The following is a 23,985-nucleotide window of genomic DNA, read 5'->3' on the forward strand; positions in this document are numbered from 1 at the left end:
GCGCCGGGACGGTCTGCGTGATCGTGACGGGGCTGGGCGGCGGCGGTGGTGGGACCGGCGGCGGGACCTCGACCGGTGGCGGCGGCCCGCCGCTGACCGGCGGCGGCGCGGCCGGCGGTGGGAACGCCGGAGCCGCCGGTAAGGGCCGCGGCATGGGCAGAATCCCTTGCGGCGCAGCGGCAATGATCGAGCCGACGATCGTCCCGTGCGCGTCGCAGTCGGACAGGCCGTCCTCGCCCATGATGTAGTCGCCGCCCGGGACAGCAGGCAGCCGGGGGTTGGGCGTGATCCCCGTGTCGATGACCGCCACCGATACGCCGTTGCCCGTGCTGTATTGCCACGCCTTGCTGATGTTGAGCACGTTGAAGCCGGGCGCGAGCTGCGCGACGTCGGGATTGCGCACGGTGATCGGCGTGGAGCAGCTGTTGGCGCGTCGCATCGGCTGCTCGGGCCGCGGCGGACCGTCGGGCGGCACCAGGGCGGGGTCGACCGCCGGGGGCGTAATCGCCCGCGCCGCAGGCATATTCGCGACCAACGCAACCAGCGCGACGGCGGCGCCGAGGGCCGTGGCCCGCACGCACGCGCGGCTCAGTGCCCCGCTCAGTGTCGAAGCCACGAGAACAGCCCTCCGAGGGCCGCGGCCGCCGGCAGCAGGACGATGAGCGCCAGCACCTCGGCCCACTCCACGGCCAGGCGGATGAATGGCCGAAACCGCACCGCCGGCACCAGAAGCGCCGCGGCCAGGCCCAGCGCGGCGAAACACGCCACCGCCACCGCGGGCCACAGCAGACCGGCCGCGACGTCGCGGGGCTCGGCCAGCGCGTACCTGACCACGCCGGCGCACACGGCGGCCGAGGCGCCGCACACCAGCGCGACGGCCTGATACTTGGCGGCGAACCCGCGGCCCTGGGTGATGAAGATGCCCACCACCAATCCGGCCACGAGTAACGCCAGCCACTCCCACGGGCGCCCGGGGGCCAGAACGCCCCACACCGCCGCGGGCAGGACGATCGAAACCCCCACGCAGACACCGACTTGCACCGCGTTGACCAGTCGCGCCGAGGCGGCGATCGCGGCGCCTCGCGCCGTGATGTCGGTGAGCTCGTTGTCCTCGTCCTCGGTCTCGTCCTCGCTCACGGGTGACACCGTGTCGACGGGCATCCCCTCGCGCCGCGCGAACAGGTCGCGTCCGGTGATCGAGCCGAAGTGCGGCGGCCGCACCCGGGCCACCCACAGCGCGATCATCGGCGTCATCCGCACCAGGATGAGCAAGAGCACCAGCACACAGATCGCCAGCACCTGCGGGGCGGCCGGCCGGAACATGCGCACCAGCGCGACGGCCGCAACGATCCCGCACACCGTCACCACCGCGGTGACGGCCGCTGTCTGCCAACGCTTCTGTGTCATGACCCCGATCGCGACCGCACCCAGGATGACGACCACAAGCCCGATCAGCGCGTGCGGCGCCCCCAGCCGTCCCGGCGGTGCGCACGCGCCTGCCACGGCCAGCAGCACCACGGACAGCCAGGCGAACCCGCTGAACATGTCGCGCCGCTCCCGCCAGCCCGACCGCACCACCGCCGTCGCCACCACCAGCAGGGCGCCGGTCGCCCCGGCGACCGCGGTCGGGACGATGCCGTCGCTGAAGGTGCGCGCCCGCAGCGTCAGGCCCGCCACGACCGCGGCCGCCATGGCGACGACGGCGATCGCCGTGTGCGCGGCGGTCAGGGGGGTGACTGGCGCGAACATCCGGTCGCCGCCGTCGCGGCCCAGCCACCTGCCCATCGCGGCCAGGCCGGAGGACAGCGACTCGTATTGCGGCTCGAAGGATTCGCCGTCGACCCGGGGCACCAGCACCAGCGTGTCGCCGTCCTGCACACCGAGCTCGTCGAGGCTCTTGTTGATGTCAAGGCGCACGCCGTTGATCTTGTGGAGTTCGTAGCTGCCCGCCGGAAGCGCTACGCCCTCAAAGCCTTTGCGTTTGAGATCGGCGTCGAACAGCTCGACCATTCCCTCGAAAAAGCCCTCGACCGGAATTCCAGCCGGGAACACTTGCGAACACAGGTGCTTCTCGTAGGAAATGTTGACCGCACATCGCGCCGGGAAGGCAACCTTATGCGGCGCCGTCACGGCACCGCCCGTTCGGCGTCGGGAATGTATTTGTCGGCCAGGCCGGCGGTGATTTCAAATAGCCGCAATCGCGTCTTCTTGTTCAGTTCATGAACCGTGTCGATGATCCCGCCCTTGGCCAGGTGCGGGTCGAACGGCATCACTTCCACGATTGCGCCGACCTTGGTGAAACGTTCGGTCAGATAGGCAAGGGCGTCTTTGTCGGTGATGTGATCGGTGTGGTTGATGATGACGGTGCTGCGCGAGACCAGCTCGTGGTAGCCCTGGGACCTCAGGTAGTCGACGGCCCTCAGCACCGGCTTGGACCGGTCGGCCGTGATGCCCGAGACGAACACCAGGGTGTCGGTGTTCTCCAGCACCGGCTTCATCACCTCGTGCTCGAGGTCCGGCGAGGTGTCGACGATCATCACGGTGTGCGTCCGCCGAAGGCGCGACAGGACGCCCGAGAACATGGCGGGGACCAGCGGCCTGGGCTGGTCTGACGTGCGGTTGCCCGCGAGGACGTCGAGTCCGACCGCGTTCTGCCCCAGATGTTCCCGGATGTCGGCGTAACCCTGGACGTCCGTGTCGTTGATGATGGCGCTGTAGTCCCCCGGCGGCGTCTCGTCGATGCGGTCGGCCAAGGTGCCGAAGCCCGGCACCGCGTCGATTGCGATCACGTTCTGCGGCCGGCACTCGCGGAAGACGCCGCCGATGCAGGCCACCAGCGTGGTCACCCCGACGCCGCCCTTGCCGGTGACGACGGTGATGACGTATTGCCGGCGAATGTGGCGCCTGATGCGGTTCTGCAGATCGCGATAGTGCCGTTCCCTGGGCGATTCGCCGAGGTTTATTTTCCGAAACGACGCGGTGTAGATGAATTTCCGCCATCCGGACCCGGGCGGAATCTTCCGAGGCGCGGCAAGATCGGTAATCCGCATGGTGTCGGATACCGAATCTCGGAAGGTGCGCCCCGTCGACGGATCCCCCCGTCCGAGCGCCCCTTCGTCCGACATATTCGGGTCATTCCAAGGGCTCGTCACGACGCGATGCTAACACGAATTCCGGGGCCCCGTTTACACGATCTGATGGGCCCGAAACCGCGTAAGGCTTTGCCATTCCACGGCATTCGCGAAATCGCGTTGGTTTTCTTCTATGTGGTGCGGCTTTAGACCACGCGTCGATATGAGTACCATTCGTCTCCGGCCGGCAGGCGGCGGATGAGCCGCTGCACCGCGCCGGAGATGTCGCTGCGCGAGCCCGGGGAGACAACCTGGTAGCGGCGTTGCCCCGACAGCAGGCCCTCGACGCACAGCCGGCCCGCGGGGGTGTCGACGACGGCCACCGTCGAATCCCCGACGGCGATGCGCGCCGTCTGCTCGGGTCCGACCCCGGCCTGCAGCCCTACGATGGTCGCGGCCGCCGATCGCGCGGGATCCGTTGCGGTCATGAGGATTTGCATCTGATCGACGTCGAGGCGCTGGGCGGCAAGGAACTTGCGCAGGCTTGCCGCGTCGCGCACCGACTCCAGCAGTTCCTCGGTGTCGAGGGTCACCGGCCGCAGCGGCGCCGCCTCCGCCACCCCGCACAGCCGCTCGACCTGGCTCACGACGAGATCGCTGGCCGCGGACTCGTCGCTCGCCGTGCCCGCCGGATAGAGCCGAACCAGCTCGCCGTGGCGCTCCAGGACCACCCACCACGTGGCGAACCGGCAGATGGACGCCCGCGTCGGCTCGCGACCCGGCACCGAAATGTTCACCAGCAGAGCCAGGTCGCGCCGCAGCAGCACGGTGAGCCATTCGCGGATCATCGGGTCCGCGTCGCCGGCCTCGTCGAGAGCGCCCGCGGCCATCAGCTCGGCGACCACCGGATGGCGCAGGGCGCGCTCCGGGGTGTCGAGTCGCGGCAGCAGGGGCCGCAGGCCCAACTCGGGGCAGGTCTGCTCGACCCCGGTCACCGCCTGCAACACCCACAGCCCGTCGACCGTCGTCGTCAGCATGGCGGCCTAGCTCTGTTGCGGCACTTCGGGTTTCAGGTCCAGAACAGGCCGGGCATCTGCTGGTCAACGCTGACGGCGTTGCCGAGCACGTGGTTGGTGGTCATGCCGTGCTGGCGGACGGTGTCCACGAGACCCTGCAGCCCCGAGAGCATTTGGAACTGGGCGTCGAAAAAGCCCGTCGCGCCGTGGCCCTCGAAGAATTCCTGCAGGGCGTTGGTCAGCTTGGCGGTGTCGGCGTGCAGCTGCTCGAGTTGGCCGGCGCGCGAGACGGTGTCGCTGGCGTAGTCGGCCACCACGCCGTGGTCGTAGGCGATCTGGTCCATGATTGAAGTCCTTTCGAAGAATTGCGGATCAGTGACTAAACGTTGTGGGCGCCGCCGCCGAACAGGCCCTGGAACGCGGCCTGCGAGTCGGCTTCGTGGTGTTCCATCAGGGCCGCGGCCTGCTTGAGGCCCTCGGCCAGGCGCGTACCGCCGTTGAGCACCTTGTTCAGATCGCTGGCAACCTCTGTGGCGGTCACGTGCGAGGCGACGACGCCGGCGCCCGACCACGTGGTGGGGCTCATCGCGTTCTCGTGGTTCGACAGATATCCCTTCGCGATGGCGATCGCATGCTCCATGTTGGCCTGAATTTGGTCACTGGTGCTGCGCAACAAATTTGCGTCGACAATGATTCTGCTGGGCACTTATTTCTCCTTTTCCGGCCGGTCGCTCCCGTGAAGATCATCCGGGTATGCGTGGCAGTGTATGAGCGGTATTCAGATGTGTCAGTTCACCCTGTGAACGGGTGAATTACTAAACGCGGGCGTCTACAACCCGCACCGTCGCGGGCTGTTCCGACTTGCCGTTGGACCCGCGCTGACCTCCTCCCCCGTGCCCGACGGGCATCCCGCCCATCGGGGTTCCGCCCACGGCCGTCGTGGTCTGCGGCCGTACCGCGTCCGCACCCAACGCGCCGCTCGGCCGCAAGCCCACCGGCCGTCCGCCGGTTGCGGGCTCGAAGGCGCTGACCGGGCGGGTGAAGGTGGTCGCCGGCACACCGGCGCCGCCCAGGGCCGCACCCCCGCCGCCGGCTCCGGCCGACGCCCCCGCCTCAGCGGCGGAGATGCCGCCCGCCGCGGACGCCGCCGAGACGCCCGGGGTGGCGCCGCCCATCCCGAGGGCGCCGGGGTTGGCGAACATGCCCATCATCGATTGCAGCGGTTGCATGGCGCTCATCGGCGCCTGCATCAGCTGGGCGGGCGCCTGCAGCGCCTGGGGGACGGCCCCCATCAGCGTCTGGACCGGCTGCATGAAGGTGCCGAGCTGGTCGCCCATGCCCTGGCCGGTCGACGCCGCCTGGCCGGCCCCGGACGTCCCCGTCTGGGCCCCTTGGAACGCAGCGCGCATTCCGTCGCCGGCCGCCGCCTCGGCCGCCGCCTGCCCGACCGCCGAGGCGGCCTGCGCGGGCGCCGCGGGCGAGGCGCCCATGGTGGCGATCGGCGGCGCGATGGCGAGGCTCTCGGCCAGGGCCGTCAGGATCGCGCCGTAGCTGGCGCCGACGGCGGAGTTGTTCGGCCACATGACGCCGAAATACTCGACGTCAAGCGAGATTATCCGCGGCGTGAGGGTCCACAGCACGCTCGGATTGATGCCGTTGTCGACGCCCCACTCGTCGCGATTGGCGATGCACTCGGGAGCCGGGCGCATCGCGGCGTTCGCCATCTCGTAGGCCGAGATCGCCGTGGCGACGACCGCCGGCTTGACGTCCACCCATCCGGCCAGGCCGTGCAGCGAGGCGTTGAGCATCGTGACGTTCGCCGCCGAGGCCGCCGAGCCGGCGCCCAGCCAGCTCATGGAGGTTGCGGCGGTGTTGATCGCCGACGCGACACCCGAGGCGTGATGGGCTGCGCCCAACGCGGTCCATGCCGTCTGGTTGGCCAGCTGCGTGGCCACCCCGGTGCCCGCCTTGAGCAGCAGATCGTTGTCCTCGGGGGTGCGCGCGGCCCACCCGGGATCTGCCATGCGGGATCCCTAGAGCGCTTGCGCCGCCGCGCGTGCCGCCTCGGTGGCTACGTAGACACCCGACGCCATGCCCTGCGCCCCGGCGAAAAGCCCGCGCTGAGCCGAGTGCTCGGCGACCACACCCAGGTAGCTGGCGCCACAGGCATTGAGGGCGGCGGAGAACATCGCCGAGTCCGGGTCGGCACCCATCGGCGTCGTTCCGAGCAGGGCCGGTGCGGCCGACGCGGCCGCCGCCTGGGTCTCCGCGCTGATCGCCGACTCAGCCCCCGCCGAGGCCAGAACCGCCTCGGGTTGCACCAACCACGACATGATTTCCCTCCGATTGGTCTTAGGAATAAGACACGTTAACGCGTAAGTCTAGTGCGGTCCGGCGGATGCGCTATTCAGCAGTTTTGGCCCTCCGCCGCCGATCTCGAATTGATCACGCCGGCGCCCCGATTTCCGCCTTCTGCCAGCAATTTCCCGCCTTATTATGCATTTGTTGAAGAAGCGGGTTGGCCGACCAGAATTCCCTCGACGTCACCGTCGGCTCCCACGAGCAGACCACGTCCCGGCGGCAGCGCCTGGGCCCGGATGAGACGGCTGATCTTGTTCTCGGGGTCGTTGTCCATGTAAAGCTGGCTCACCTTCGCCGCGGTCTGGAATCGCATCCAGGGGTCCATGGTGAGCGTCGCCCAGTTCGCGCTGTTACGGGTGGTGAAGACGTGCAGCCCGATCTGGCGGGCGCGCTCCATCAGCTTCCACAGCGCCGCCCCCACCGGCGGCCGCGGCGGGTAGCCCTGCTCCGGGCGCAGGTCCTGCACGTCGTCGATGAGCACGAAGTGGCGGCAGCCTTCCCACGGCTTGAGCGCCCTCAGCTCCTCCTGGCTCAGTCCCTTGGGGGGTAGCCGCGGCAGCAGGACTTGTTGCGCCAGTTCGGTGATCACCTCGTCGATTTCGTCCTGGTCGTAGGCGTACGCGCGCACATAGCCGGGTGCGTGCAGGTCGCGCAGGCCGTGGGGAGCGGTCTTGGGGTCGATCAGCGTCAGCTGCGCCTCCTCCGGGCTGAACCGGCTCATCACGGCCTCGCCGATGGCCACCAGCGCGGTGGTCTTGCCGCATCCCTGCCGGCCCAGGATCGTCAGGCCGGGGCTCTGCCGCAGCCTGAGGGGGACCGGACCGAGGTCGTGCCGCTCGCCGATGGCGAAGGCGATCGACAGGTCGTCGCCGCTGGGGTGGGCGGCCGCGTAGTCGAGGATCGACTTGAGTTCGACGCGTTGCGGCAGCCGCTTGAGGCTCGCGTGCTTGGTGACCCCGGCGACCTCGGCGATGCGCGCGCCGACGTCGTTGATGCCGACCAGCGCGCCGGTGGCGGGGTCGGTTAGCGCGGGCACCCCGACCAGCAGCTCGTGGAGGCTGTCGGTCAGCCCGAATCCCGGCCGGTTCAGCGTTCGCCGGGCGGCCTCGCGGGACTCGATCGACGAGTGCCCCATCTGGCTTTCGCTGGGGTCGGCCAGGCGCAGCTGAATGCGCGCGGTCGCGTTCTGCAACAGGCTTTGGCGCTGCCCGTGAATCCAGCCGCCGGCGCTGCAGATGACGTGCACCCCGTATTCGGGGCCTCGGCTGCTCAGCGAGATGATGCGGTCGCCCAGCAGCGTGTCCTTGGAGTACACGTCGTCGTAGTCGTCGACCACGACGAAGACGTCGCCGAACGGGTCGTTGGGGTCCGTGCCGCCCAGGCCGTCGCTGCCTACGCCGAACCGGCGCTCGCGGAAGCCGTCGAGGTCGATCCTCAGCCGACGGAAGGAGTCTTCCCGAGCGTCGATCAGCGCGTCCATGGTGCTGAGGATCCGCTCGGCGCCTTCCCGGTCCTTCGGCGAGACGATGTCGGTGACGTGCGGCAGTGACGCCACCTGCGCCAGGGTTGCCCCGCCGATGCAGAAGAACGTCACCCGCGCCGGGCTGTACATCGTTGCGGCCGAACACATCAACGTCATCAGGGTGGTCGTCTTGCCGCGCTGCTTCGCGCCCACCACGATGATGTTGCTGCGCAACGCGTCGACGGCGTGCACGATCTGCCGAGACTCCTCCGGGATGTCCATCACGCCCACGGGGAACATCAGCCCCGGGTTGCGCCCGTAGTCGACATGCCACGGCTTGCCCCGGAACCCGGCGACCAGGGCGTCCACCGACTCGGGGATCTCGAGCGGCTCGAGCCACGGCCGGCGCGGTGACCGGTGCGGCACCTCGTGCAGTGACTCGCGCAGCACGTCGACGATCTTCTTCCGCTTGAATCCGTCCTCGTGGTAAAGGAATTCGTCGGGCTCGGCGTCAACGGCGGCGGCCGCTTCCAGCGCCGCCGAGTCGGCGGCGTCCAAGGGTTGGTACTGCCAGTTGTAGAGGCGGGGTTTGGTCAGCGTCATGTCGACGGTCGTCGCCACCTCCTTGGTCTTGGGCACCACGAACGGCGCCGACAGGTAGAAGCAGCGGAACGGCTCGAGGTCGCGCGGGCCCACCTTCAGCAGGGCGAAGCCGTTTTCCTTCGACGGCAGGTGATAGGCGGCGTCGGAACCGATCACCTCGCGGCTGTCGTCACCCGACTCGGCGCGCAGGGCGATGCGAAAAGCGATGTTGGACTTGACCTTCTGCAGCGACGAGAGGTCGAGGCGCTGACCGCCCAGCATGAAGAAGACGTTGGCGCCGCGGCCCTCCTGGCCGATGTGGATGATCAGGTTGATCCACTTCTCGTGGTTGGCGAACAGCTCCAGGTATTCGTCGACGATCACGAGCAGCACCGGCACGGGTGGCAGGTCGCGCCCGGCGAGGCGGATCTCTTCGTAGTCGTTGGCGTCACGCGCGCCCACGGAGGTGAAAAGCTCGTAGCGCTGCTTGATTTCGCCGTCGATGACACGGCGCATGCGCTCGGCCAGGTGTCGCTCGTCCTTGCCGAGGTTCGACAGCGCCGCCACCACGTGCGGGATCCCGAGGATGTCCTGGGCGGCCGACTCGAACTTCATGTCGACGAAGATGACGTTGAACGTCTCGGGCGAATGCGTCAGCGCGATGCCGTAGACCAGCGACAGGAAGAACTCCGACTTGCCCGAGCCGCTGGTGCCGATCACCACGGAGTGAAAACCGAAGCCGCCGAAGTCTTTCGCACGGATGATCACGTTCTGCAGATCACCGTTCGGCTTGGCGCCGACCGGGATCTCGCACCAGCGCTCGTCGCCGCGGCCGCGCCGCTCGGCCCACAGCCGGTCGACGTCCAGCTCGCGAGGGTCGGCGATGCCCAGCGCCCGCAGAAGCTCGGCCGCGCCGCCGGTGGAATCGGCCATCTCGCTGCGGCTCGTCGGCGACCACCGCGCCATCGCCCGGGCGTAGCGGTACGCCCGGTGGATCGACAGCTGGTCGGCGTGCGCGAAGAACTTGCCCCGCACGCGCAGCAGGGGCGCGGGCCGATCGTCCTCGCCGTCGGCGTCGGCGGCACCGTTGTGGCGCGCCCCGGCTTCGCCGTTCGTCTTCGGGTTGGCGTGCCGTTCGGTCATCTCGAAGACCTGGTCGACGGCGAAGCCCACGCCCGCGCCGACCCGGGACGCGATGCGCAGCAGGGTGATTCCCGCCTTGCCCACCTGCCCGACGACGCTCTCCCACGCGTCGGGGCTGCCGGTGTTGTCGTCGACGATCACCAGGTGCGGGCCGAGGTCGACGGTGCCCGTGCCCGTTTCCAGGGCCGAACCCATGGCGGTCGGGCTGGCCGCGGCCGGCGGCGTCCAGGCACCGCGCTTGCCCTTCATGTGCAGTTCGGCGCCGAGCGCCTCCTCGAGCTCCTCGGGCGTCGCGAAAATCAGCCGCCGCCAACCACATGCGTCGAACAGCTCGTCGTGCAGGTTGTGCGGAAGCCACACCATCCACGACCACACGTCGGGGCTGCGCGTGACGACCATGAGCTTCACGTCGCGGGGATTGTGGAAAACCGCGAGCGAACACAGCACCGACCGCATCAGCGATCGCAGCCGGTCGAGGTCCTCGCCCACGAAGCTGAAGCCGGGCGCCGAACGCAGGTTGACCACCTTCGCGATATCGCGAATCTTGCGCTGCTCCAAAATGAAATCGCGGAGGGCCTGCCCGGTGACCGGTTCGAGTTCCTCGTCGGAGGCGATGTCCGGCCACGTCACCGACAGGACCGAGTCGGGCGCGTGCTGCACGCCGGTGCCCACCCGCACCTCGAGGAAGTCGACGTCGCCGCGACCGCGCTCCCACATTCGCGGTCCGCCGATGATGGCCCCGAGGCCGCGCGGGTCGGAGTGCACGGCGTGCTGCCATTCACGTTGGGCGCAAACGGCATTCTGGATCTCGTCGCGGTTGACGTCGAGGTCGCGCAGGTACCGGCGGCGCCCGCGTTCCATCTCGCCCCAGGTGATCTTGCGCGCCCGCCCGAACCGCCCCGAAAACGCCAGCATGCTGAACGCGCCGATCCCCATCAACGGGAAGAATCCCGTGGAGAGGCTGCGCACCCCGGAGACGTAGAGCATCACGACGGTGCCGATGAGCGCCACGATGAGGGCGGGCACCCCGATCATCACCCAGATGTTCCGCGGCTCGCGTTCGGGCAGGGCAATCGGCGCGCTCGGCGCCACGCGAACCGGCTTCGGCGGCTCGATCTTGACGCGGTTGATCGGGAACGCTCTCTTGGACATCTCTAGCCTCCAGCCTTCGCCGATGTCGTCACCACGGCTACCGGGCCCAGCGTCGGCACGGTGTCACGGGCCACGAGCGCCGCCTGCTGCGACAACGCCGGGCCCGCAGCGAAAGTCCGCAAGAGCGGCCAAGGCGCCTGCACCGCCGACGACGGGTCCAGGCCGAGCGCACGCAACGTCATGTCGTCGGAGGCGATCCCGAATCGCACCCCGTTGTCAGACACCCAGAACAGCGCCTCCCGGGAGTCGGCGGTCACCACGCCACTGGTGGAAGTGACGAAGTTCGCCGCCCCTGGCAGGACCAAGACCTGATTGGCCACCACCGACGCCGGGTCACGGTCGTCGCGCACGAGGCGCACGATCCGGTTGTCCATGGCCGGCGATACGGGCAGCCCCCGGCCGTTGTAGACCGCGATGCGGGCCTGCGGATCCGTCGACCACTTCTCCCAGCCGACGCACGTCGTCGGATTCGCCGCTGTGTCAATGAAGTTGAGGCGGCCGGTCGGGTAGTAATCCAGCGCCAGTGGGCTGACGTCGGGGATGTTGACCAGCGCGTCGGGGGTCACCGCGCGCGGGGCCGTCGAGCCGTACGAGTTGGCGCTGCGCAGCAGGTCGGCGACGAAGCTGGTGATCTTCTGCACGCCGTCGGGGAGCAGGACGTAGAACTGGCTGCCGCCGCCCGCCGTCTGCGCTTGCAGGACGGCGCCCACCTGCGAGCCCGGTACCCACTTCGACGGTGTCCCGGCCTCGGGCACCTGCGGGACGCGCAGCGGTTCGGTCGCGGGCAGGCCGTCGAAGAGGGCGCGCGAAATCTCAACGGGCAGCGTGACTCCCGGGTCGAGGCCCAGGCTCAACGTGATCGCCCTGTTGGTCGGGTCGATCTGGGACCGTTTGCCGCCCCAGATCACGTAGGTGTTGCCCTCGAAGGTGACGAGCAGGCCGGCGTCGTCGCGCATGGGCATGGCGCGGCCGCCGCCGTAGAGCTGACCGGCGATTGACGTCACGACAGGCTTGTCGCCGCTGCGGGGGCGGCCCGCCGTGTCGCACACCGCCCATGCCGAAGCGGCACCGCGGTTGACGGGCATGGCCGCCGGCGCACCGGGGATTCCCACGAGTGGCCCGGTCGGATACTTGGCGATCTCGGCGGGTTTCACCCAGGTCGGCTGTCCCGCCGTTCCGGTCGCCAGCCGTGCAGACGTGAGATTCAGCGCCGGATACAGCCGTCCGTCGATGCGGGCGTAGATGGCCCCGGAGTCGCGGTCGCCGATGATCGCCGAATCGCCCACCACACCAGTCGGTTTGAGGACGTTGAGGAGCAACATCCAGCCGCCGGCGATCGCGACCAGGAGCATCGACAAGATGAGCGCGGCGGTCTGCTTGCGGTCGTCGTGTTTCATCCGCACCGAGAAGCGCGTGGTTGCCGCCCGCAGGCGGCGGTTGTAGAACAGGTGGCCCGAATTCTGGTCGCGGTTGGACAGACTCAGCGGCATCTCAGTACCCCTTGGCCGGGCGGCGCGGATCGGCCTGCTGAATGCGCGCTGCCAGATCCGACCCGTCCGCGGCGACGCCGTAGTGGCCGCGCGCGTAGTTGATGAAGGCGCACGCCTGCGCCACCAGATCGTCGATGTTGTGGGAGGTTCCGGGCTGATGGTAGGCGGCGAAGGTGGGCGCGATGAACTGCCAGGCGCCCCGGCTGGGCGTCCCCCGTGACGCGTTGACGTCCCATCGGTTGACGGCGCCTGCGTCGTAGTTGGACTCGCGACGCGCCACCAGGTCCATGCCGCGGGCCCAGCGGGCGCGCGCCGCCGGGTCGTGAATTCCCTTTATTTCTAGAGCCCTTTGGATTGCGGCGAGGACGGCCGGGCGGCCGGTGGCGTGGTGTCGGGGGTATTGCAACCGACGCAGTCGCTGGGCCGTCTGCCGCGCGCGGGTGTGCGAGGCCGCGATGTGCCGGTGTTGGGCGCGAAGCCGCGCCGCCATCCGGGACATGGCCTCGCGGCGGCCGATTGGGGTGTCGGCGGCCGGGACCGCGTCGCTCCTGGCCGCCTCGAGCACCGCGCCCGTCGCCGTCCTCGCGCTCGCGTGGTGGGCGCGGGCGGCCGCCATCGTATGTGCCAGCGCCCGGTCCGATTCGGCCATCCGGTGTAGTTGCTGCATCCCGACGCGCGACATCCGGTGAGCGAGCGCCTGAAGTTGCGCGGGCGTATCACCGAGGTGGTCGACGGTGGCGCCGCCGGCGAACAGATCGTGGCCGCGGGACAGCGCGGCCAGCGCCTGCCTCATAAGCGGGTCAAGCAACGAATCCCCCGCACCGCATCCCCATTGGACACTCTTGTCACTACTTCCACATTCCCTGGGCGCGAATTGCCTCGCCGTTTCGCACCTTAAGGCGACCGCGAGGGCCGCAATTACCGAATGACATTAGTGCCGTGAGCGCGCGCTCGGCCAGTCACCTTCATTGGCCGATTGCGTACGAGCTAGTCTTTCGCGTCTTCGTCGCTCGGCATGATGACGATCCGCCGGGCCGGCCTGTTGGTCACGACCGTCGGCTTCTGCTCCCCAGGCTTGGCGGCCGGCGGAGCGCTGGGCGGGATGGTCAGTCGCCCCTTCACCGGCTGGCCGTGCGGCACACCCGGGGCCGTAACCCGCTTTTCGGGCGGCTTCTCTTTGCCACCCGCCTCGCCGTGGCCGCCCATCGCGCCCGGCGGCATCATCGGCATCCCGGTCATGCCCGACTGGCCCGACATCGGCAGGGTGCCACCGGTCGGGCCCATCAGCACCGGCTTCGCCGATGCGCCTGCCGGGGTCGTGGGCGGCGACGACGACGGGACGGGCGGCGGACCCATAAAGCCGGCCGGGGTGGTGCCACCGAGGCCACCGCCCCCGCCACCACCGGACCCAAGCCCAGCGCCACCGCCCCCGATGCCAGCGGCACCGCCGGACTCACCGCCGAGGCTGTCCGCCAGGCGCGCGCTTTCAAGGGCCTCGGACCCGGCGGCGCCGTGGGCGCCCTGCAGCGCGCTCATCAGCGGCTGCATCGCGCCCTGCCCCGCCTGCATGGCCTGCTGCGGGAGCTGAGTCAGCGGACCCAGGATGCCGCCAATCGCGCCGCCGATCGCGCCCGTGATGCTCGAGACCAGCTGCTGGATCATCTGCGTATTGCCTTGCGCGCCAACGCCTTGGAACTGCTGCGCCGCGTCGGCTTCGTTCGCGGGGAATTTCGCGGCGGCGTCGGCGGCGGCGGTACGACGGTCGGCGTCTCGCTGTGTGCTCTCGGCGACGTCGCCGGGGACACCGGCCGCGGCCGCGGCATCCAGTGCCGCCCGGGCTCCGCCGGTTGCCGACGGATCAGGCGATGGCATTCCGCCCGGCGGTATGGCTGGAGGTGGAGGCGCATCCGCCAAGACGCCGTAGACCTCTGGAACGCTTTGGATCGTCATGGAATCACCTCCCCGTCAGACGCCCCGACGCCCGTGCAAGGCAGAAACACAATTCTGGCACAACTAGCGCGGACCGGTATTCACGTTGATTTCGGACCGCGATTCAGCGCGGCTGAGCGCGCCGAACCAGGCGACGTGGTAGTGCGCCAAGTACTCGTGGGAGTCGATCAACGCTTCGATGGATGCCAGCAGCATCCAATCCCCGACTGCCGCCAGGTTGTGGTTCGGGTAGGCGCTCAGGACCGAATCCCGGACGTCGGCGATGCGCTCCCGTAGGAGCTCGATTTCGTTTTCGAGTACGCCCGTGTTGCGCACCGCAGGCGCCGCGAGCGCCTGCGCGATCCGCGGCAGACCGTCGCGGCGGCGGACGGCGTCTACCAGGGTTGGCCCAAGCTCGTCGACTTTTCGGGCGGCCGAGCGGGCTACCCGGTCACCGGTCAGGGCCGGCGCATCGCGATCGGGTTCGGCGACGTAGGCGTGCGGATGATGCGCCGCGGCAACTGTTATTGCGCCTAGCAGATCAACAGCGCTGGCATCGCGGCGCCGCGTCGCGGGTTCGAGCAACGTCACGTGAGCCGGCAGGTGCACGTGCGGCGGGATCCATCCGCCCGCGAGATCGGTGACCAGCAGCGTCGTCGTTCCGTCGTCTCTTAGGCCCGCCGCCCATGACAGCCTCGGCTCCTGCCGGGCCACCGCATCGACCAGGCGTTGCAGCCGCTGCTGTTCGGCCGAGCGAGCGGATGCCGCACCGGCCGTTGCGCCCGTCGCTGCGGACAGTGCCGATGCACCGGCCATCGTGGGCGAGGCCGTACCGGGTTGGCCAGGTGCGGAGGCGGATGCCGCACGCTCAACGGGAGACACGAGCGGTCCGCCCGCCGACGGCGACGACGAGGCGGATGGCGAGACCGGGGCGCCGGAGATCGGCGCCGATACCGAAGGTAAGGCCGGAGGCGTCACCACCGGCGGCCGTAGGTCCGAGCCGTAGGCGGGCAGCGGTCCGGCAGGGACGACGGGGGTTGCGGCGGGCGCGGGGGCGGACCAACCGCCGCCGGTCATCAAAGGCGCCACCGGAGCGACACCACCGCCAGTCGGTGCGACCGGCGCGGAGGTCGGTGCGGGCACGTCGGCCGAGGCATATGCCCCGTGGAACGCGTCACCGCTCGACAGCGGCGGCGCGGGCAAGACTGGCGGCGCCGACAGCGGGGCAGTTACCTGCGGAGGCGGTGGCGTCCCTTGACCCATTGCGTTCACCGCACCCTGGGTCAACGCCTGCGCAGGGCCGGCGAGTGGCTGCCCACTCGTCATGCCGGTCATGACGGACTGGCCAAGTGGGCCGGATGAGAGACTTTGGCCAATGCTTGCGGGCGACGTCGGCGCGCTTGGGACAGTTGGAAGTCCGGGCGCTATTGGGCCACTAGTGCCCGGCAGCGTGACGCCGCTATTGGGCGAAGGGATTGTGGGTCCAACGGGCCCCGCTCCGTGGTTATCAAGTCCACTAGCGCCGAGCACCATTTCCGGAGGCCGATGGGGTGCTGCGACGACTCCGCTGCTCCCGCCGCTAGCACCGCCGAGCCCGTTATCACCAAGAGGCGCAGCCGTCTCCTGGCCTCCTTGCCCTGTGACGCCGTAGGCGCCACCGCTAGGTCCGCCACGACCATCAGAACCGAGGGACGACGGGTTCAAGTCATCCACGCCGATTGGTCGTGGTGATGGGTTCTTGTCAGTTTCTATGCCGTGTTCCCGCGCCCAGGTACGAGCATCAGCACCTAAGCCCTCAGAATCGAGGATCTTCTGCGTTTCTGCCACCAACTTGTCGACAACTGTGAGGCTCGCATTGGTCGCGTCGGCGTTGCAGCGCAACTGCACTGCCTGCACTTCCGCTACTTTTTCAACGATCGGCTTCTGCGAAGCGATAATCTGATCAATATCGTGATTGCCCTTTGCTGCGATTTCAGTTAAGCGGCTCCGCAGGTAATCGATTGCGTCCGCACTCGAGTCAAATGCTTTGGCCTTGACTTGGTACTTCTCGGCCAAATCCAAATGATACTTCTCGCCCTGCTGAATACGAGAAGTCAGGTCTTCCGCAGTCTGTCCTCGGTTGTTCGCCACAACCAGAGTTCGTTGATTGCGCAGATCCTGAGCGTACTGCTGTTGCAGAGCGCATGCCCCCTGCCAGGAAGCGGCGGCGGCGCGCAGTGGCGCCGATGGTGCAGGCCACCATGGTCCCACCAGCGCCATGGACCAATTTCCCGGAGGAAGGTCAGCTACCACCGCATTCCTTTTTCATTGCCGAATCTTTGGCAATCGCGTCATCGAGCGCAGCGTGGTACTCGCTGTCGGTCGCAACCCCGTAGCTGCCCTTGGCGGTGAGCGTCCCATAGGCGATCGCTAAAGCGCGTGCCGCATCGCGACGCTCGCCATCTAAAGCAGGGTTTGCAGCCGCCATGTACAGCATTAGGGCTCCATTGGAGGTAGCGATACGTGCGAGGGCTTTGTCACCGCCGGTGGTATCAACCTGTGCTGCATGCGCCACCAGTTTGTAAGTGTCGCAAAGTTGTTGCTGCGCTCTTGCTGTCTCGGCGGGGGTGTAGGTAGGGGTCGTGTCACCGACCGGTGTCGGAGAAGGCGCTTGTCGGGTAAACGTCAGAACCAGCCCGGCAGTCGCCGCAATGGTAGCTACGGCAGCAAGGGCAAGGGCCGTGATAGCGATGCCTCGCCCTGAACGGGCAGGCGGCGCAGGCTGGGCCACATATGGAGGTCCCCAGTGTCCTGCGGGCGAGCGGTCGGCTGCTCCTTGACCACCCGGAGCATGAGGAATCTCCCCCTCCATGCGTCCCTCCTAGTCCCTCAACGCCGGGATCAAATCTGCGTTACCCATAGGTCATCAGAATCCATAGTGGCGAGCCAGTCGCCCCGGGGGCAAATCACAAGAAATCTGCGTCGCTCGCTTGAATATGGTCTCGGCTACGAAAGTCATAAGACGCCTTCGCCGGACCGACGCCACATCCTGTTTTGCCACGGAGCAGCGGCAGGCCAAGGGCTTGTACTCCGCTATCGAGACAGTCATCGGCAACAGCGCCTACCCGAGCAAGGTGAATTGACGCTTCGGCTCTCGGCACTACCCTTACTTCCAGATCAGAAGGGGTGCCGATGTTCGTCGATCCGAAGCTCCTGCGCATGGGCGGCAACGACTCGCGCCGCGCGGGCGATCACGCGCACGAGGGCGCCGCTGCACTCTCGCGCGGACCGCTGTCGTCCGGGATGTTCGGTGATTTCGCCGCTGCCGACGCATTCCACGAGGCGATCAGCTCCGCGCACGCTCAGCACATCGCCAACTTGACTGCCCATCACGAGGCGCTCGCCTCGTTTGGCACGAAGGCTGACCAAACCGCCAACGGCTTCATCGACATGGACAACCACAACGCGGCCGAAATGCGCGACGTGCTTCGTCAATCACCCGAGCCCAACATCTGATCGATCCGGCCGATACCGAGTATCGCCGGTTCGCCGACTGCTCCGAGATATCCACAGCTCCTGCGCATTCCCCATCACCCTCCCCAACCGAATTGACCCTCGGCTCAACGCCAGACGTAGCGTTGCACGCAATCCGGGAGGGTTGCGATGGTCGTCACCGACAATATTCTGCGTAGTCAGTCCACACGTCAAACTCCTGGATCGACTGCGCTGCAATGAAACTCCGCCATATCAGCGTGCCGCTTCTCATAAGCGAAGTCGGCGGCGATCCCTGGGCGGTCAACGCCGGCCTGCAGACGGGTCGACCCGGTGAGATCTCCTCTCTCGCCGAGGCGTTCTACCGTGCGGGCATCTGTACCCAAGAAGCCGTATCCGCATTCGACGACGGACGCCGCCGACTCGCGGCCTCCTGGGACGGCAAGCGTGGTGACGATCCGATCAACGACGCGGCGGAAGTTCAACGCGTTAGCGGGGAACTCGGTCTGTACTCCGTACAAATCCCCAAGGTCGCGATCACCTTGGAGGGCATCGCGGTCGCCCTCGCCGAGGCGCAGCGTGCGGGCGCGATATCAATCGCGTCGCTCGAAGCGCAACTGCAGCAGACCGACAACGAAATGGGTGCGGTCCTGGCGCTCGAACGCAAAAGGACGATACCCGCCATCGATCAACAGGCACTAGAAGCCCTCATCGACACCCTCGAGCGAGATGCGATCGACGACGCGAGCGCCAGTTTGTCTCGGCTACAAAGCATTCGGCACGACTATTCGAGACGCCTACTCGCTGAGGTGACGGTCCTGCGCACCGAGGGATACGAGCCCACGGCCATCCAGGCGTTCGACGCGCCGGCTGGTCCCCCAGAGCCCCTGGCACTTCCACCGCCGGATTCCACTCCCGAGGACGTCACCAGGTGGTGGGGCACGATGCGCACGGAACAGCGCGAGGCGTTAATCGCCGAATACCCCTGGGAGCTCGGCAATTTGAACGGCGTTCCCGTCGAAACCCGCAGCCGCATCAACACGCAAGTGATGGACGCGGACCTTCGTCGCGTCGAGGATGCAGCCGCAAAACACGGGATGACGACAAACGACATCACGCGCAACCCGGGCCAGTATGGCCTGTCGACGCCGGCGATCACCCGCTATGCCAACGCACGTCGCACGCGCGAGGGGCTGACGGAGCAGGCAACGGTGGGCGCCGATGTCCTACTCATGAAATATCAACCGGAAGCGTTCGACGGCGAGGGCGCCGCGGCCATCGCGCTGGGCAACCCCGACACGGCGGACAACACCGCCATCCTCGTGCCGGGGCTCGGATCCAACGTCCTGGACGGAACGTTGTCCGACCCGGACGGGGCGCACATCTACAAGGAATCCACGCGGGCCGACGCGAACAAGAAGACCGCCGTCATCGTGTGGATTGGCTACGACGCCCCGGACACCTGGCATGACCCAGGGCTCTGGCGGCCGAACATGGCACGGACCGGCGCGCATGCACTGGCGGCCGACGTCAACGGCTTGAGGGCCACGCACCTCAGTACGCCGACACACATAACGGTGATCGGGCACTCCTACGGGTCCACCACGGTCGCAGACGCGGCGGCCTACGGGATGCGCGCCGACGACGTGGTGCTGGTCGGCTCCCCCGGCACCGATATGGCTCACTCCGCCAATGACTTTCGCCTACCCAGGAACGGGCACCTGTACGTCGGCTCCGCATCGGCCGACCCGGTCACCTGGGCCCCGAGCCGCGTGATGGGCCCGGGGCTGATCGGGCCCACGCTCGGAGGCCTCGGCGCCGACCCCGCCGTCGACGGTTACGGCTCGACGCGCTTCAAGGCCGAGATCCCCGGAGCCTCAATCAATCCGGTCAACGATCACCTGCGATATTTCGACGGCGGCTCCGAATCGCTGTTCAGCATCGCCGACGTCGTGTCCGGCCACGGCAACGCCCTGCAGCGCGACGGCATGACCGCGCGCCACCGCGGCGAGTACGGGCTGGAACAAGGAATCGACCCGGAGGCCTGGCGTCTCCCAACGACGGGGCACTGGCACGGTAATCCTTAACGAAACCGCCTCAGTTACAACGCATTAGCGCCGTCGGCCAGACCGTCACCGTCGGAGTCGGTCAGCCTCACGTTCCACTTGCCGTCGCCGTCGGTGTCGACATACGCGGTCGCTCCGTTCTCACCGGTGCACCACACCTGGTCGGCCACCCCGTTGCCGTCACCGTCGACGAGGCGATCATCGGCCTGGCCGTGGCCATCGAAATCCACTAGGGGGCCGCCGGTGTGCTCCACGCCGTCGAGCCCGAACCAGCGCACCTGCCCGCCGCGGTCGACCGCCACCGCCCACGTTCCCGTTCCGTCGTCGGTGAAGTAGGCCTCCGGCGTGCCGTCGTTGTCGAGGTCGAGCACCGCATGGTCGACCACCCCGTCACCGTCTACGTCGGCCAGCGCGTCGTCGCGCAGCCCGTCTCCGTCGAAATCCATTGCAATAGCATCGAAATGGCCGTCGCCGTCGAGGTCAAGATCGGGCTGACCGTGCAGAATCGACGCGCCGCCGTCACCGGCCAAGCAGTACTCCACAGGTAAGAAGACGCGCCGCTAAGCCTCCGGGTTCCCGCGCGAGCGCCACCAGGCCAGCAGCTCGTCGGTCGCCTCCTCAGCGCTCAACGGGCCGCGCTCGAGCCGCAACTCCTTCAGGAAGTTCCACGCCTCCCCGACCTGAGGCCCCGCCGGGATGCCCAGCAGCTCCATGATCTGGTTGCCGTCGAGGTCGGGCCGCACGCGCGCGAGGTCCTCCTTGGCCGCCAACTCGGCGATCCGTGCCTCGAGCCGGTCATAGCTCGCCTGCAGGCGGGCGGCGCGGCGCTTGTTGCGGGTGGTGCAGTCGGCGCGCACCAGCTTGTGCAGCCGGGGCAGCAGCGGTCCCGCGTCGGTGACGTAGCGGCGCACCGCCGAATCGGTCCACTTGCCGTCGCCGTAACCGTGAAAGCGCAGGTGCAGATACACCAACTGTGAGACGTCATCGACCATCTGCTTGGAATACTTCAACTCGCGCAAGCGCTTTCGCGTCATCTTCGCGCCGACCACCTCGTGGTGGTGAAAGCTCACGCCCCCGTTGGGCTCGTGCCGCCGGGTAGCCGGCTTGCCGATGTCGTGCAGCAGCGCGGCCCAGCGCAACACCAGATCGGGGCCGTCATCCTCGAGGGCGATTGCCTGGCGCAGCACCGTGAGCGAGTGCTGGTAGACGTCCTTGTGTTGATGGTGTTCGTCGATGGCCATCTGCATACCGCCGACCTCGGGCAGCACCACCTCACCCATGCCCGTGCGCACGAGCAAATCGATGCCCGCCACGGGATCCGCGCCCAGCAGCAGCTTGTCGAGCTCGGCAGCCACCCGTTCGGCGCTGATCCGGCCCAGCTGCGAGGCCATCTCCTCGATCGCCGTCAGCACCCGCGGCGCCACAGCGAAACCGAGCTGCGAGACGAACCGCGCGGCGCGCAGCATCCGCAACGGATCGTCCCCGAACGAGATCCCGGGCGACGACGGGGTGTCCAGCAGCCGATCCCGCAGCGCCGCCAAACCGCCCAGCGGATCAAGGAATTCGCCCGGGCCCGTCGGCGTGACGCGCACGGCCATGGCATTCACGGTGAAGTCGCGGCGCACCAAGTCGTCCTCGAGGCGGTCGCCGAAACGCACCTCGGGATGCCGCGACACCTGGTCGTAGGCGTCCGCGCGGAACGTGGTGATCTCCAGGCGATGCCCGTCCTTGCCGACGCCGATGGTGCCGAACTCGATCCCGGTGTCCCACACGGCGTCGGCCCATCCGCGGACCGCCTGCTGGATCTGTTCCGGACGCGCGTTGGTGGTGAAGTCCAGGTCGGGGCTCAGCCTGCCCAGCAGCGCGTCCCGCACCGAACCGCCGACGAGGTACAGCTCGTGGCCGGCGGCATCGAAGGCCGCGCCGAGCTCGCGCAGCAGGGGCGCGTGCCGATTCAGCGCCACCGCGGCGGCGGTCAGCAACTCGGCATCGGCTTCGGGCACGTTCGGTCAGCCTAGTCGGCTCCTCACCGGGGACGGCGGCCGTCTACTCCCCCGCCAGGATCCGGTACTGCGCGGAAATCTGCTGTTTGACGTCCTGCTCCTGGTCGGAGTACGCCATGAACGCGTAGCGGCCGGTTTGGGCCAGGCAGGTGAAATGCCAATACACGCTGTCATTGGCCACCATGACCGGGCTGGTCAACTGCCGCCACTGCGGCCGGTCGAAACACTTCGCCGCCGAAAACCCGGGCACGCCGGCGCCCGTTGCCTCGACGTCGGGCAGCGCCTGGGTCTCGGCGACGAAGCGATCGAGGAGCTGGCCGGCGCCGGCGGGATCGCGAGCCTCGTAGACGCGTGTGAGCGCCTGCGAAACCCAGTCCACACCCGCCGAACTCAGCCATGCCTGGACCGTGCTCGGGTCTCGGCGCGCGAAATGCAGCCACCCGTCGGGCTGCCATACCCCTCCGCTGAACGGCGTCCGGCCGGACGGCCCCGTCAGGGTGCGTGCCGCCAGCCGACCCGACGGGTCTACCGGTAGGTCGCCCAGCTTGGACGGGTCCGTCGGCGTGAACCGGTCGATCAGCGCCTCCTGGTTGTTCAAGATTTGCGCGATCGTCGTGCACGCCGTGGAAAGCGCTCGCGCGATGACGAACTGGTACAGCACGTAGGCGCCATGCGCGGTGAAGGTCCGCACCACCGTTCGGTCACCCAGGCCCGCCGAGGCCCCCGCATCGGGTTGGGCGGAACTCGGGCCGAACTCCATGCAGGCGCGCGGCTGCCACGGCGAGGTCAACGTCTGCGGATCGGATATCGGCATCGGTGCGAAGGACACCGGCCGGATCGTGTCGTTGGCGACCACGGCCGACAGCTCGCGCGCCGCCGCGCCCGCCGCATCCGCGTCGGGGAACCGCAGCACGGCATTCTGCACGCGTGCCGGGTCACCCGCTCCGGTGCGGCCCGTGGTCAGGCCGGCGATGAACCCGTGGGCCGCGGCGACGTCGCCTGTCTGTTGGGCGAGAGCGTCGCCGGTGAGGGGGTAGGACAGCGCAGTTGCGACGTTGAACGGCGCCGCCAACGGTGAAGTGGCCAGGAAATCCAAGTCGTTGAGTCCCGCATCCACCTGCCAGGGGCCCAGCACGAACGGAGCCATCCGCTGCACCTCCGCCTGCGCAGCCGCAATCCGGTCGCCGCCCGCATTGCCCGGTGGCGGTCCCGGCGTCGTTCGGTAACTGCCCGTGTTCATCAGGGAGACGACCGCATCGCCCGCGTGCCCGGGCGCCTTGACGGCGATGCCGTCCGTGGTGTTCGTGCAGCCGGCGATCAGCGCCGCGCACACCATGGCCGGCACCGCTCCCCAGCCCCTTGCCGCCATAGCCCCCACGACTCCCACAGATGGACCAGCCAATACTAGGCGGCGGCCGGCGCGATTCCGCGGGTTCGTCGCGACCCCGCCAAGCGGCGAGCGTCTCCGGAAGACAGGGTCGTGCCAGCTACTATCGCTTGGGTGTCGGACGGCGAACAAGCGAAACCGCGCCGGCGCCGGGGTCGGCGCCGCGGCCGTGGGGCGGCGGGTGCGTCCGAGAACCACACGAACGGCCAGCCGGCCGGCGACTCGACGGCCACCAAACCCCGCCGGTCCCGCCCCTCTAGACGCGAACAGGACCGGCTGCGCACCGTCCACGAAACCTCCGCCGGCGGGTTGGTCATCGACGGCATCGACGGCCCCCGCGACGAGCAGGTCGCCGCGTTGATCGGCCGCATCGACCGGCGCGGACGCATGCTGTGGTCGCTGCCCAAGGGGCACATCGAGATGGGTGAGACCGCCGAACAGACCGCCATCAGAGAGGTCGCCGAGGAAACCGGTATTCGCGGCAGCGTGCTCGCGGCGCTGGGGCGGATCGACTACTGGTTCGTCACCGACGGCCGCCGGGTGCACAAGACGGTGCACCACTATTTGATGCGCTTTTCCGGCGGGGAGTTGTGCGACGAGGACCTTGAAGTCGCCGAGGTGGCGTGGGTGCCGATGCACGAGCTGCCGTCGCGGCTGGCCTACGCCGACGAGCGCCGGCTCGCGCAGGTCGCCGACGAGCTCATCGACAAGCTGCAGAGCGACGGGCCGGCGGCGCTTCCGCCGCTGCCGCCCAGCTCGCCGCGGCGGCGCCCGCAGACGCACTCGCGGACCCGCCATTCCGACAAGCCGGCAACGGGCCGGAAGAACGGCCACGGGCCCGGGTCGTGACTG

General features: G+C 68.5%; 20 protein-coding genes. 3 read left to right on the forward strand and 17 right to left on the reverse strand.

The window, feature by feature from the left end:
* From GPY60_RS15915 to GPY60_RS27140, 14 genes are all read right to left on the reverse strand, one after another.
* The coding region (locus GPY60_RS15915) for a S8 family serine peptidase (RefSeq protein ID WP_370462737.1) at positions 1-523 on the reverse strand (523 nt) is incomplete at its 3' end.
* 77 nt (positions 524-600) lie between these two features.
* Positions 601-2,130: a type VII secretion integral membrane protein EccD gene (gene eccD / locus GPY60_RS15920; RefSeq protein ID WP_156688645.1), complete on the reverse strand. Its 1,530-nt coding sequence runs from the start codon at positions 2,128-2,130 to the stop codon at positions 601-603.
* Positions 2,127-3,152 carry a MinD/ParA family ATP-binding protein gene (locus GPY60_RS15925; protein WP_156688646.1) on the reverse strand — a complete coding sequence of 342 codons (1,026 nt, stop codon included), beginning with the start codon at positions 3,150-3,152 and terminating at the stop codon, positions 2,127-2,129. The genes eccD and GPY60_RS15925 overlap by 4 nt, the downstream gene beginning before the upstream one ends.
* Positions 3,153-3,277: 125 nt before the next feature.
* Positions 3,278-4,108 (reverse strand): ESX secretion-associated protein EspG, encoded by an 831-nt coding sequence (locus tag GPY60_RS15930; protein ID WP_156688647.1) that lies wholly within the window; start codon positions 4,106-4,108, stop codon positions 3,278-3,280.
* A 32-nt stretch (positions 4,109-4,140) separates the two neighbouring features.
* Positions 4,141-4,434 (reverse strand): WXG100 family type VII secretion target, encoded by a 294-nt coding sequence (locus GPY60_RS15935; RefSeq protein ID WP_156688699.1) that lies wholly within the window; start codon positions 4,432-4,434, stop codon positions 4,141-4,143.
* A gap of 32 nt (positions 4,435-4,466) precedes the next feature.
* Positions 4,467-4,793, reverse strand: a complete 327-nt coding sequence (locus tag GPY60_RS15940; RefSeq protein WP_156688648.1) for a WXG100 family type VII secretion target — start codon at positions 4,791-4,793, stop codon at positions 4,467-4,469.
* Between the two features lie 109 nt (positions 4,794-4,902).
* Positions 4,903-6,111, reverse strand: coding sequence for a PPE family protein (locus GPY60_RS15945; protein WP_156688649.1), 1,209 nt, complete (start codon positions 6,109-6,111; stop codon positions 4,903-4,905).
* 9 nt (positions 6,112-6,120) lie between these two features.
* The gene (locus GPY60_RS15950; RefSeq protein ID WP_156688650.1) at positions 6,121-6,420 is read right to left on the reverse strand and encodes a PE domain-containing protein; all 300 of its coding nucleotides are present in this window, start codon (positions 6,418-6,420) and stop codon (positions 6,121-6,123) included.
* Between the two features lie 161 nt (positions 6,421-6,581).
* Entirely contained in the window at positions 6,582-10,787 is a 4,206-nt protein-coding gene (eccCa, locus tag GPY60_RS15955) for a type VII secretion protein EccCa (RefSeq protein ID WP_156688651.1), read from the reverse strand.
* A gap of 2 nt (positions 10,788-10,789) precedes the next feature.
* Complete coding sequence (eccB, locus tag GPY60_RS15960) at positions 10,790-12,277, reverse strand: type VII secretion protein EccB (protein WP_156688652.1); 1,488 nt, start codon at positions 12,275-12,277, stop codon at positions 10,790-10,792.
* 1 nt (position 12,278) lies between these two features.
* Positions 12,279-13,070: a transglycosylase gene (locus tag GPY60_RS15965; protein ID WP_197283698.1), complete on the reverse strand. Its 792-nt coding sequence runs from the start codon at positions 13,068-13,070 to the stop codon at positions 12,279-12,281.
* Between the two features lie 194 nt (positions 13,071-13,264).
* On the reverse strand, positions 13,265-14,227 hold the full coding sequence (locus tag GPY60_RS15970) for a hypothetical protein (RefSeq protein WP_197283693.1): 963 nt from the start codon (positions 14,225-14,227) through the stop codon (positions 13,265-13,267).
* A gap of 63 nt (positions 14,228-14,290) precedes the next feature.
* Positions 14,291-15,022 (reverse strand): DUF5631 domain-containing protein, encoded by a 732-nt coding sequence (locus GPY60_RS27745; RefSeq protein ID WP_156688654.1) that lies wholly within the window; start codon positions 15,020-15,022, stop codon positions 14,291-14,293.
* A gap of 1,465 nt (positions 15,023-16,487) precedes the next feature.
* Positions 16,488-16,682 carry a hypothetical protein gene (locus GPY60_RS27140; RefSeq protein ID WP_231639682.1) on the reverse strand — a complete coding sequence of 65 codons (195 nt, stop codon included), beginning with the start codon at positions 16,680-16,682 and terminating at the stop codon, positions 16,488-16,490.
* 695 nt (positions 16,683-17,377) lie between these two features.
* On the opposite strand from GPY60_RS27140, the gene GPY60_RS15985 reads away from it, so the two are divergent.
* Positions 17,378-17,701 carry a DUF2563 family protein gene (locus GPY60_RS15985; protein ID WP_156688656.1) on the forward strand — a complete coding sequence of 108 codons (324 nt, stop codon included), beginning with the start codon at positions 17,378-17,380 and terminating at the stop codon, positions 17,699-17,701.
* A 215-nt stretch (positions 17,702-17,916) separates the two neighbouring features.
* The gene (locus GPY60_RS15990) at positions 17,917-19,764 is read left to right on the forward strand and encodes a putative alpha/beta hydrolase (protein ID WP_156688657.1); all 1,848 of its coding nucleotides are present in this window, start codon (positions 17,917-17,919) and stop codon (positions 19,762-19,764) included.
* Positions 19,765-19,778: 14 nt separating this feature from the next.
* Here GPY60_RS15990 and GPY60_RS15995 read toward each other — a convergent pair whose 3' ends face one another.
* The 3 genes from GPY60_RS15995 to GPY60_RS16005 are packed head-to-tail and all read right to left on the reverse strand — an operon-like array spanning position 19,779 to position 23,115.
* Positions 19,779-20,285, reverse strand: coding sequence for a pullulanase (locus tag GPY60_RS15995; RefSeq protein ID WP_156688658.1), 507 nt, complete (start codon positions 20,283-20,285; stop codon positions 19,779-19,781).
* Positions 20,286-20,303: 18 nt separating this feature from the next.
* Positions 20,304-21,746, reverse strand: coding sequence for a CCA tRNA nucleotidyltransferase (locus GPY60_RS16000; RefSeq protein WP_156688659.1), 1,443 nt, complete (start codon positions 21,744-21,746; stop codon positions 20,304-20,306).
* Positions 21,747-21,789: 43 nt separating this feature from the next.
* A complete protein-coding gene (locus GPY60_RS16005; RefSeq protein ID WP_156688660.1) occupies positions 21,790-23,115 on the reverse strand; it encodes a DUF7373 family lipoprotein in 1,326 nt (441 codons plus the stop codon).
* A gap of 132 nt (positions 23,116-23,247) precedes the next feature.
* Here GPY60_RS16005 and GPY60_RS16010 point away from each other — a divergent pair, with 132 nt between their 5' ends.
* The gene (locus GPY60_RS16010) at positions 23,248-23,982 is read left to right on the forward strand and encodes an NUDIX hydrolase (RefSeq protein WP_156688661.1); all 735 of its coding nucleotides are present in this window, start codon (positions 23,248-23,250) and stop codon (positions 23,980-23,982) included.
* Positions 23,983-23,985: the final 3 nt, after the last annotated feature.

The sequence above is a fragment of the Mycobacterium sp. Marseille-P9652 genome (genome assembly GCF_902652685.1).
GTDB lineage: Bacteria > Actinomycetota > Actinomycetes > Mycobacteriales > Mycobacteriaceae > Mycobacterium.

Excerpts from the sequence above, each read along its gene's own strand:
- GPY60_RS15930 (WP_156688647.1), bottom strand. The coding sequence starts at position 4,108 with ATGCTGACGACGACGGTCGACGGGCTGTGGGTGTTGCAGGCGGTGACC.
- GPY60_RS15945 (WP_156688649.1), bottom strand. The coding sequence starts at position 6,111 with ATGGCAGATCCCGGGTGGGCCGCGCGCACCCCCGAGGACAACGATCTG.
- GPY60_RS15950 (WP_156688650.1), bottom strand. The coding sequence starts at position 6,420 with ATGTCGTGGTTGGTGCAACCCGAGGCGGTTCTGGCCTCGGCGGGGGCT.
- eccCa (WP_156688651.1), bottom strand. The coding sequence starts at position 10,787 with ATGTCCAAGAGAGCGTTCCCGATCAACCGCGTCAAGATCGAGCCGCCG.
- eccB (WP_156688652.1), bottom strand. The coding sequence starts at position 12,277 with ATGCCGCTGAGTCTGTCCAACCGCGACCAGAATTCGGGCCACCTGTTC.
- GPY60_RS15965 (WP_197283698.1), bottom strand. The coding sequence starts at position 13,070 with ATGAGGCAGGCGCTGGCCGCGCTGTCCCGCGGCCACGATCTGTTCGCC.
- GPY60_RS15970 (WP_197283693.1), bottom strand. The coding sequence starts at position 14,227 with ATGACGATCCAAAGCGTTCCAGAGGTCTACGGCGTCTTGGCGGATGCG.
- GPY60_RS27745 (WP_156688654.1), bottom strand. The coding sequence starts at position 15,022 with ATGGCCGGTGCATCGGCACTGTCCGCAGCGACGGGCGCAACGGCCGGT.
- GPY60_RS27140 (WP_231639682.1), bottom strand. The coding sequence starts at position 16,682 with ATGCTGTACATGGCGGCTGCAAACCCTGCTTTAGATGGCGAGCGTCGC.
- GPY60_RS15985 (WP_156688656.1), top strand. The coding sequence starts at position 17,378 with ATGTTCGTCGATCCGAAGCTCCTGCGCATGGGCGGCAACGACTCGCGC.
- GPY60_RS15990 (WP_156688657.1), top strand. The coding sequence starts at position 17,917 with ATGAAACTCCGCCATATCAGCGTGCCGCTTCTCATAAGCGAAGTCGGC.
- GPY60_RS16005 (WP_156688660.1), bottom strand. The coding sequence starts at position 23,115 with ATGGCGGCAAGGGGCTGGGGAGCGGTGCCGGCCATGGTGTGCGCGGCG.